Origin of the sequence: Micromonospora sp. AMSO1212t (assembly GCF_008868145.1) — a bacterium.
Taxonomy (GTDB): domain Bacteria; phylum Actinomycetota; class Actinomycetes; order Mycobacteriales; family Micromonosporaceae; genus Micromonospora; species Micromonospora tulbaghiae.
Genome location: NZ_WBKS01000077.1, coordinates 18132 through 27550 on the forward strand (window position 1 = coordinate 18132; position 9419 = coordinate 27550).

8 protein-coding genes are annotated in these 9419 nt (G+C 72.7%); 2 read left to right on the plus strand and 6 right to left on the minus strand.

Annotated elements, in window-relative coordinates:
* Positions 1–259 precede the first annotated feature (259 nt).
* The 6 genes from F8279_RS19205 to F8279_RS19230 form a co-directional block, all read right to left on the minus strand.
* Positions 260–1048 (minus strand): ATP-binding cassette domain-containing protein, encoded by a 789-nt coding sequence (locus tag F8279_RS19205; protein WP_091427911.1) that lies wholly within the window; start codon positions 1046–1048, stop codon positions 260–262.
* Positions 1048–2310 (minus strand): alanine racemase, encoded by a 1263-nt coding sequence (locus tag F8279_RS19210; RefSeq protein ID WP_151500661.1) that lies wholly within the window; start codon positions 2308–2310, stop codon positions 1048–1050. Before F8279_RS19210 ends, F8279_RS19205 begins: the two co-directional genes overlap by 1 nt.
* Positions 2311–2329: 19 nt before the next feature.
* Complete coding sequence (locus tag F8279_RS19215; protein ID WP_091427908.1) at positions 2330–3310, minus strand: ABC transporter permease; 981 nt, start codon at positions 3308–3310, stop codon at positions 2330–2332.
* Positions 3311–4288: an ROK family protein gene (locus F8279_RS19220; protein WP_151500662.1), complete on the minus strand. Its 978-nt coding sequence runs from the start codon at positions 4286–4288 to the stop codon at positions 3311–3313.
* Complete coding sequence (locus F8279_RS19225; RefSeq protein ID WP_151500663.1) at positions 4288–5280, minus strand: phosphotriesterase; 993 nt, start codon at positions 5278–5280, stop codon at positions 4288–4290. Before F8279_RS19225 ends, F8279_RS19220 begins: the two co-directional genes overlap by 1 nt.
* A 109-nt stretch (positions 5281–5389) precedes the next feature.
* Positions 5390–6505 carry a substrate-binding domain-containing protein gene (locus F8279_RS19230; protein WP_091427902.1) on the minus strand — a complete coding sequence of 372 codons (1116 nt, stop codon included), beginning with the start codon at positions 6503–6505 and terminating at the stop codon, positions 5390–5392.
* Positions 6506–6877: 372 nt separating this feature from the next.
* On the opposite strand from F8279_RS19230, the gene F8279_RS19235 reads away from it, so the two are divergent.
* Together F8279_RS19235 and F8279_RS19240 are read left to right on the plus strand one after the other, a co-directional pair.
* The gene (locus tag F8279_RS19235) at positions 6878–8065 is read left to right on the plus strand and encodes an ROK family transcriptional regulator (RefSeq protein WP_091427982.1); all 1188 of its coding nucleotides are present in this window, start codon (positions 6878–6880) and stop codon (positions 8063–8065) included.
* A gap of 358 nt (positions 8066–8423) precedes the next feature.
* Positions 8424–9419 (plus strand): PHB depolymerase family esterase (locus F8279_RS19240; RefSeq protein WP_151500664.1); only part of this gene is annotated, 996 nt, incomplete at its 3' end.

Below are 9419 nucleotides of genomic sequence, written 5' to 3' on the forward strand. Positions count from 1 at the left end.
ACGAGGCAGATGGCCCGAGCAGCGGACCTACCAGGAGTTCTACCGGATTTAGCACCAGTGAACAATAGGGTGAACGGTGTTCAGTGAACACGGCCGCGCAACGAAATGAAAGCGCTCCCGAAGTGCGGGATGACCCGACTGTCAGCGTTCACAGGGGTTCACAGAATCGTTACGCACGGCGCCGCGAACAGGGCCGGAACGCCGACGACCCCGGGAGGGACACCCGGGGTCGTCGTCTCGCGCGGTGGTTCGCGCGGGTTCAGGGCCGGCCGCTCTCCTCGGACGCGCCGGTGATCATCGAGACGATCTCGTTACGGCTGGTCTCGGTGATGCCGCGAACGCCGACCTGGCGTCCCCGGCGCAGCACCGCCACCCGATCGGCGATGCGGAACACCTGGTCCAGGTTGTGGCTGACGACGAGCACGGCCGCGCCCCGCTCCCGCAGCTTCAGGATCAGCTGCTCCACCTTGGCGGTCTCGGCCACGCCCAGCGCCGCGGTCGGCTCGTCCATCAGCACCAGGCCGCTGGCCCAGTGGGTGGCGCGGCAGATCGCCACCGCCTGCCGCTGGCCGCCGGACAGGTCGCGGATGGTCGCCTTCGCGCTGGGGATCCGCACGTCCAGCGCGTCCACCAGCTCCTGCGTCTCCCGGGCCATCCGGCGCCGGTCGAGCAGCCGCAGCGGACCGCGGGTGAGTTCCCGGCCCAGGAACATGTTCATGTAGACCGGTTGCGAGTCGGCCAGGGCCAGATCCTGGTAGACCACCTCGACGCCCTGCCGGCGGGCGTCGGAGGCGTCCCGGAACGTCACCGGCCGCCCGTGCATCTCCAACTCGCCCTCGGTCGGCTGGTACACCCCCGAGATGATCTTCACGAGCGTGGACTTGCCGGCGCCGTTGTCGCCGACCAGCGCGGTGATCTGGCCGGCGGCCAGTTCCAGGTCGAAGCGCTCGATCGCGACGACGCCGCCGAACTGCTTACGGATGCCGCGCAACCGCAGCGGCGGGGCGCCCGCCCTGGTCGCGTCGGTCTTGTCGGTGACCGTGCTCATCATGCCCTCCCTGCGCTGCGAGCGGTGTGGTTGCCGGCGCCGGGGCCGTCGACCGCGTCGATGTCGTCCAGGCCGATCGGCGCCGAACCGTCGGCGGCGTACACGCCGGCCACGGCCGGGGCGCCCGACCGGACGCCGGTCACGCCCGCCGTCAGCGCCCGCGTGACGAACGCCTGCGGCCGGAAGCCGAACAGGACCGTGTCGCCGGGCGCGACGCCCGGCGCCGCCCTCACGTCGGCCATCGCGTAGTAGTCGATCGCCTCCGGCGCGGGCATCTCCACGTCGACCAGGTACGCGTCGTCGAGACCACCGCCCCGGGGGACGATCAGCGCCCGGGTGCCGCCCAGGCCCAGCACCGGGTCGACGTAGAGGCCGCCGCCGAAGACGTACGCCCGCCCGTCCCACAGGTGGGACACCTCGCTGACGTAGAGCACCGCGGGCTCCTCGACCAGGTCGGTGACCGCGTGCCAGGGTGTGGTGCCGGTGAGCCCGTGGCCGGGTTCGACCTGCGTCACGCCCGCCTCGGCCAGCGTCGCCAGGATCGCCGCCGAGGTCGTACCCGGGGCGTTGATCTCGACGTGCGACCACCCGGCGGCGCGCAAGGCCGCGGCGGCGCGTTGCAGGGTGCCGAGGTTGGGCGTCGGCACGACCCGCCCGGTGGCCGTGTCGAACAGCTGGGTCGGGAAGCTGGTGACCCCGGCGAACCGGGCGCCGTCGAGGGCGTCGAGCCGGTGGGCGACAGCGACGACCTCCTCGGCCGGCCAGCCGCCCTCGTGCCCCCGGTAGAACCGGTCGCCGAGGGCCGCGATCCGCGCGAGCAGCGCCTGCTCCCGCCCGGCCGCCGCACTCGCGGCGGCCGCCTCGGCGGCCTTGGCGTCGTTGAAGACCGTCCAGTACGCGGGCGCGAGCGCGGCGGCGACCGCCGCCTCGTGCCGGGGGATCTGCACCAGGTGACCGAGGTGACCGATGCCGAGCCCGCCGTGCCGGTCGGCGAGCGCGCACTGCAGGTCGACGCCGACCGCCTCGGTGATGCCCGCGTCGCGGACCGTCCGGCAGAAGTCGGGGTTGCGCCCGACCTGCTTGGTCATGGCGTAGACCGACAGCCCGTACCGGTCGGCCTCGCCCCGGATGGCGGCGGCGTTCGCGGCGACCGTGTCGAGGTCCAGCGCGTAGCAGTTGGCCGGCAGGTCACCGCTGCCGTGCAGGTTCGCGGCGGCGGCGAGCAGGCCCGGGTTGCGGCGTCGGAGCAGGTCCAGAAACATGCGTGTGCTTCCTTCCGGGTCAGCTTCGCCGCTCGCGCAGCGAGAGGGAGACGGCCACCAGGATGATCGCGCCGCGCGCCATCATCTGCTGCGACACGGACAGGCCGGCCAGGATCAGGCCGTTGTTGAGCATGCCCATCAGCAGGCTGCCCAGCACCGCGCCGACGATCGAGCCCTTGCCGCCGAAGAGGCTGGTCCCGCCCACGATCACGGCGGCGATCACGGACATCAGGTCGGCCTCGCCGAGGGTGTACCGGGCGCCCTGGAGGCGGCCGGCGTACAGCAGGCCGGCGAGCGCGGCGCACATCGCGCTGCCCATCAGCACCATGATCTTGACGCGGATCACCTTGATGCCGCTGACCCGGGCCGCCGCGACGTTGTCGCCGATGGCGAGCGTGTGCGCGCCGTACCGGGTCTGCCGCAGCACGAGGTAGCCGACCACTGCCGCCGCCACCGACCAGAGCACCAGGCCGGGGATGCCGAGGATCTCGCCCTGGCCGAAGAAGGACAGGAACGCGTCGTTGCTGACCGGCACCGACTGCAGGCCGGTGACCTCGCGGGCCAGACCGGCCACCGCGCCCATGGTGGCGAGTGTGACCAGGAAGCTGGGCAGCCGCACGAGGGTCACGAAGACGCCGTTGACCAGGCCGACCGCCGCGCCGGCGGCGAGGCCCGCGGCCACGCCGAGCAGCATGCTGTCGGTCTCGCGCAACGTCACCGCGCCGACGAGCGCGGAGAGCGCGACGACCGACCCGATGGACAGGTCGATCTCACCGGCGGCCAGTACGAAGACCAGCCCGACCGCCATGATCGTGATCGGCGCGGTCTGGATGACGATGTTGGTGAGGTTGCTCGTGGTCAGGAAGCCGTTGCTGCCCTGGGTGACGGCGAAGAACAGGAACACGACCGCGAAGCCGATGTAGACCACGTAGTCGCGCCAGTTGATCCGGCGCCAGGCCGGGACGGCGCTGGTCTTCACCGCCGCATCCGTGTGGGTCATCTATCGTCCCTCCGCTGTCTGGAAAGAGGTGTTCCGGTGGGCCGGTGAGTCGTCGCGTACGCCGGCCTCCCGGCGGGCGACCGCGACGGCGCCGAGCAGGCCGGCCCGGTCGCCGAGCCGGCTGGTCTTGATCAACGGGGCGTCCGCGCTGAGCGCGGCGACCCAGCGCCGGACCGGTTCGACGAGTTCGGCGCGGGAGCCGATGCCGCCGCCCAGGACGACCGCCTCCGGGTCCAGGACGGCGGCGACCGCGACGACGGCCAGGGCGATCAGCCGGGCCTCCTCGTCGATGGCCGCGAGGGCGTCCGGGTCACCGGCCGCGGCCCGGTCGAAGACGTCGGGCACGCTCGCCTGCTCGCCGGACACCGCCCGGTAGCGGGCGGCGAGGGCCGCGCCGGCGACCGCCTCCTCCAGCGCGCCCTTCACCTGGTTGTCCTTGTCGAACGGGTCGGTGCCCAGGGGCAGGTAGGAGATCTCCCCGGCCGCGCCGCGCGCGCCGCGGACCAGCTCGCCGTTGAGCACGATGCCCATGCCGACACCGGTGCCGACCGCCACGAACACGAAGTGCCTGTGGGTACGCCCGCTGCCCAGCCACTGCTCGCCGGCGGCGGCCATGTTGACGTCGTTGTCCAGCACGACCGGGTGGCCCAGCCGGCGGGTCAGCTCGGCCCGCACGTCGAGGGCCTCCAGGTCGGAGACGTTCGGCGACAGCTCGATGGCGCCGGTCGCCGGGTCGGGTACGCCGGGCAGGCCGATCGCGCTGGCCCGCACGTCGGTCCAGGCGACGCCGGCCCGGACGGCCAGCTCGCGCAGCAGCGCGTCGATCTGCGCGGCGACCGCCGTACCGCCCCGGGGATCGGTCGGCTGCACCTGCTCGTCCACGATGAGACCGTCGAGGTCGGCCAGCGCGGCCCGCAGCTTGGTGCCGCCGAGGTCGACGCCGGCGACGTAGCCGGACCGACGCGGATGCGCGGCCATCAGCCGACCGTCAGGAGCCGGGCCGGGTTGGCCACCAGCATCTGGTCGATCGCCTCCGGCGGCACACCGAGCCGGGCGAGACCCGGCACGATCTCCGCGCCCAGGTACGAGTACCCGAGGCGGCCGTGCGTGCCCGGGTTCAGGTACGCCTCGGCGCCGGTCAGGTCCATCGAGAGCAGGATCCGGTCGGCGTAGCCGTCCCTGACCAGTCCGGCGAGCATGTACAGCCGGGCCCGGTCGGGCCGGTGGTACGCGCGCTTGGCGAACTCGCCCTCCGGCGGGTTGTCCGGCAGCGGGGCGAGCACGAAGTCCCAGAACTGCTTGCCGAGCGTGTCGAAGGCGATGTTCACGCCGGTGGCCAGCACGGCCCGCAGGTAGTCCGGGTCGGGGTTGATGTCCAGGTGGCCGATGACGACGCGGGAGAGGTCGGCCTTCTCCTCGCGCAGGATCTCGACCTGCTCCAGCGCCATCGTGCCGTGGGTGGTGTGGGTGTTCACCGCCAGGCCGGTGGCGACGTGGGCGCGGGCGGCGGCGCGCAGGCACTTCTCCTCGTGCGGGGTGATCTCGTCGAGGCCGGTGGCCTGCTCGCCGAAGATGCCCACCTTGATCCCGGTGTCCCCGACGCCGATCGTGGCGTCGGCGACGAAGCGCTCACGCATCTCGTCGACGCTCGCGGTCAGCGCCCAGCCCGGGGAGTACGGCTCCAGGTAGATCGCCGATCCGGCGACCACGTGCAGGCCGGTACGCCGGGCCACGTCACGCAGCAGCGTCACGTCGTGACCGACCACCTCGTACGGGGACAGGTCCACGATCGTGCCGAAGCCCAGCTCCGGCAGGCCGCTCACCGCGTCGGCGGCGAGGTCGGCGCGGTCGTCCCCGGTGCCGCCGGACAGCCACGGCCCGGGCACCAGCGCGCCGAGGTGCTCGTGGCTCAGCACCCGGCCGAGCGACTCGGGAGGCACCGGCCCGAGGACTGTCTGGACGTACCCCATGTGCTTCTTCCTCTCGTCTCGCGGTGGTCGCGGGCCCGGCGGTGGGCCGGGCCGCGTCCGGCGAGGTCCGGGGCCCGTTCGGGGAGGCCCCGGACCTCACGGCCCGGCGTCAGTTGCCGAGCACCTCGGCCGGGGGCTCCTGGCCGTAGTCGTCGCGCCAGGCGTCGGCGATGTTGTCCTTGGTGGCGGCCATCGGCGATCCGACGACCAGTTCCGGGGCCTTCTTGCCGAGCAGGCCGTACGCGGCGACGACGCCCAGGTTCTCGCCGAGGCGGGTCGAGCCGTTGGCGACGACGCCGGCGACGTTGCCGCCCTTGACCATGTCGGCGGCGAGGTTCGCCTCCAGGTCGTTCGTGACGATCTTGACGTCGGTGCGGCCCTGCTGGCGGGTCGCGGCGAGCACGCCCTCGGCGGCGGTGGCCCAGGCGACGTAGACGCCCTTGAGGTCGGCGTGGCGGGTCAGCATCGCGGTGGCGATGTCCTCGGTACGCGCCGGGTCGGAGAACCCGGCCTCCTCGACGATCTCGATGTCCGGGTAGAGGTAGCCCAGCCAGTCCTTGAACGCCTTGTCCCGCTGGTTGGTGAACCAGAAGTCGGCGTCGTGGTAGACGTAGCCGACCTTGCCCTTGCCGCCGAGCGCCTTGCCGAGCATCTCCGCGTTTGCCTTGCCGAACGCGGTCAGGTCGGCGGTGACGATGCCGACGATCTGCTCGCCGGACTTGTAGCCCTTCGGCGGGGTGGTCATCACGACGAGCTTGACGCCGGCGTCCACGGCGGGCTTGAAGGCCGCGGCCGCCGCGGTCGGGTCGACCGCGATGGTGACGATCAGGTCGGGCTTGAGCGCCAGGACGGTCTGCACGTTGTTGGCCTGCCGGGCCGCGTCGAACTCGGCGCTGGTGCTGGCCAGCACCTTGATGCCGAGCTGGTCGAACTCCTTGCGGACGCCGGACTCCACGGCCTTGGTCAGCGCGGAGCCCTCGTGCCAGACGAAGGCGGCGGAGTACTCGCCGTCCTTGACCTTCTGCCGCTCCTCGGGGGTGAGCGAGAGCTGGTCGGCGGCGGTCGGCGTCTCGCCGCCGGGGCCGACGAACGACAGGCTGGGTTCGGTACGCGGGCCGCTCGACGCGCCGCCGCTCCCGGAGGTCTCGTTCGAGCAGGCGCCGACCATGAGCGCCAGGGCGCAGAGCGCGCCGAGGGCGGCACCACGTCTACGGCTGAGAATCATTGCTCTTCCCTTCACAGCAACGGGGTCTGGAACCGGTGATTCCGGACTGACACGGGGGTCCGATGCGACCGGCACGGCGCGTGCGGGGGCACCCGCCGCCGTCCCTGGGGGCCGGCGACCTCTATTTCCGTTCAGGGTGAAAGTATTATCGCGGTCATCACACTCCGTCAAGAGTGCTGGTCAGAGATTCCTCCCACTCGTTCCGAGCCACCGCCATAGCGCTTGACCTGGGCTTTCACGCCCGCGTGAGGCGGCGGGAAGACGGGCCTCGATGTCCACCGCGCACCGATGCCGGGCGACACGCGCCGGGGGTTGCCGGGGAGGCGGCGCGGCTTTAACATTCGGGCGGAAATAAAATCGGCGGAGGTGGGCGTGGAATCTCGAGCACCCCGGGCGGCGAACCGGTCCACAGTGCTGGCCCACGTGCTGACCCACGGTCCGGTGAGCCGCACGGCCATCGGCCACGAGACCGACCTCTCCCCCGCCACCGTGTCGCGCATCGTGGAACAACTGCTCGACGAAGGGTTGCTGACCGAGACCGACGGCGCGCCGACCACCGCCCGGGGCCGGCGGGCCACCCAGGTGGCGATCGCCGCCGGACGCGGCGTCGTCTGCGGGGTCGACGTCGGTGGCTCCAACGTCCGGCTGGTGGTCGCCGACCTCGCCGCCGAGCCGCTGACCGGCCGGACCGTGCCCACGCCCGCCGACTACGACGCCCCCCGGCTGGCCCAGTGGCTGGCCGACCTGATCGTCGCGACCGTCGGCGCCGACCGGGAGCGGCTCGACTGCGTCGCGGTGGGCCTGCCCGGCGCCGTCCGGCAGGGCGACCGCGCGGTCTCCAACGCCCCGAACCTGCCACAGGTGGAGGATCCGCAGTTCCTGCGGCTGCTGGAGAAGCACCTGGGCACCGCGGTCGAGGTGGACAACGACTCCAACTACGCGCTGCTCGGGGAGTTGCGCTTCGGCGCCGCCCGGGACGCGCAGACCGCGGTGATGCTCACCATCGGGGCAGGGCTCGGCGCCGGCGTGGCGATCGACCGCCGACTGTTCCGGGGCCGCAGCGGCCTGGTCGGCGAGTTCGGCCACCTGCCCGCCGGTCCGCTCGGCGCGCCGCTCGAACGGATCATCAGCGGGTCCGGCATCCTCGCCCGCGCCCGCGAGCTCGGCCTGTCGTTCGACAACGCGGCCGACGTGTTCCGCTCGGCCGACCCGCGCCTGGCGCCGGTCCGGCAGTACGTCGAGCAGGCGCTGCTGGTCATCCTCACCGCGGCGGTGGTCGCGTACGAGCCGGAGGTGATCGTCCTCGGCGGCGGCATCTCCCACGCGCTCACACCCGACCTGGTCCGGCTGCGCGGACGGCTGCACGAGATCGTGCCCGCCGCCGAGGCGACAGTGCACGGCGCGGAACTCGGTGACCTCTCCGGCGCGCTGGGCGCCGTGGTCGCGGCGCTGCACACCGCGTACCGGCGGCTCGGGCTCGCCGAGGCGGACCTCGCCCGCGTACCCCAGCCGGACGCCCTCGCCGGCTGCGATCTGCCGGCTCTGGCCGACCGCGCCTGAGCAGGCGGCGACGCCGGCGCCACCCGCTCCTGTGAGCGCTCACCCGGCGGCCCACCCGGCATCCCTCCGGACCCGGCCGGTTGAACATGTTATCGATAACCTGCTATGTTCCGGCACGGGAGCGAAGGGCACGCTCCCCGTCACCCCCGCAATCGGCAAGGCGACCCGAGGGCACCTTCCTCGCCGCCCCGCCGGTCGGTGACCAGTCCGGGCCGCTCCGCCGATGCACGCCGACGCAGGCGGCCAACGGACGACTTCGGCCCCGGCCGCACGCGCGGCTCCGCGCCCTCTTCGCAGGCGACGTCGGCATCGACGGACGGTCCGGCCTGCACCACCACCCAGGGCAAGGAGTCCAGCAATGGCGAAACGAACATCCCTTCTCTCATCCATCGCCGCCGCGGCCGTGCTCCTCGCGGCGGCGGCCGGCGGCGCGCTCAGCGCCGGTCTCGGCGAGACGGCGCAGGCGTCGACGAACGGCACGCTCGCGGCGACCGCCGGCTGCGGCAAGGCGCCCACGCTGTCCAGCGGGACGCGCACCATCTCCAGCGGCGGGCAGAACCGCAGCTACATCCTGCGCATCCCGGACGGGTACGACCGCAACCGTCCGTACCGGCTGATCTTCGGGTTCCACTGGCTGAACGGCTCGGCGAACAACGTCGCCTCGGCCGGCTACTACGGCCTGCTGCCGCTGTCGAACAACAGCACGATCTTCGTCGCGCCGCAGGGCATCGACAACGGCTGGGCCAACACCAACGGCCGGGACCTGACGCTGTTCGACGACATCTCCCGACAGATCGAGAACGACCTCTGCGTGGACACGTCCCAGCGGTTCGCGCTCGGCTGGAGCTACGGCGGAGCGATGAGCTACGCGGTGGCCTGCGCCCGGCCCACGATCGTCCGCGCGGTCACCGTCATCTCCGGCGCCAACCTCAGCGGCTGCAACGGCGGCACCCAGCCGGTCGCCTACTTCGGCATCCACGGCATCTACGACAGCGTGCTGAACATCTCCATGGGCCGGTCGCTGCGCGACACGTTCGTCCGCAACAACGGCTGCACCGCGCAGAGCCCGCGCGAGCCGAGCCGGGGCAGCCTCACCCACATCACCACCACGTACTCCGGCTGCCGCGAGGGCTACCCGGTGCAGTGGGCCGCGTTCGACGGTGACCACACCCCCAGCCCGGTCGACGGGTCGTCCAGCCCGAACGACTCGCGGACCTGGACGTCGGGGGAGATCTGGCGGTTCTTCAGCCAGTTCGCGTCCACCACGCCGCCGCCGACCACCGCGCCGCCGACCACTGCGCCGCCCACGACCCCGCCGCCGACCACCCCGCCGCCCCCGACCCCGCCGCCGACC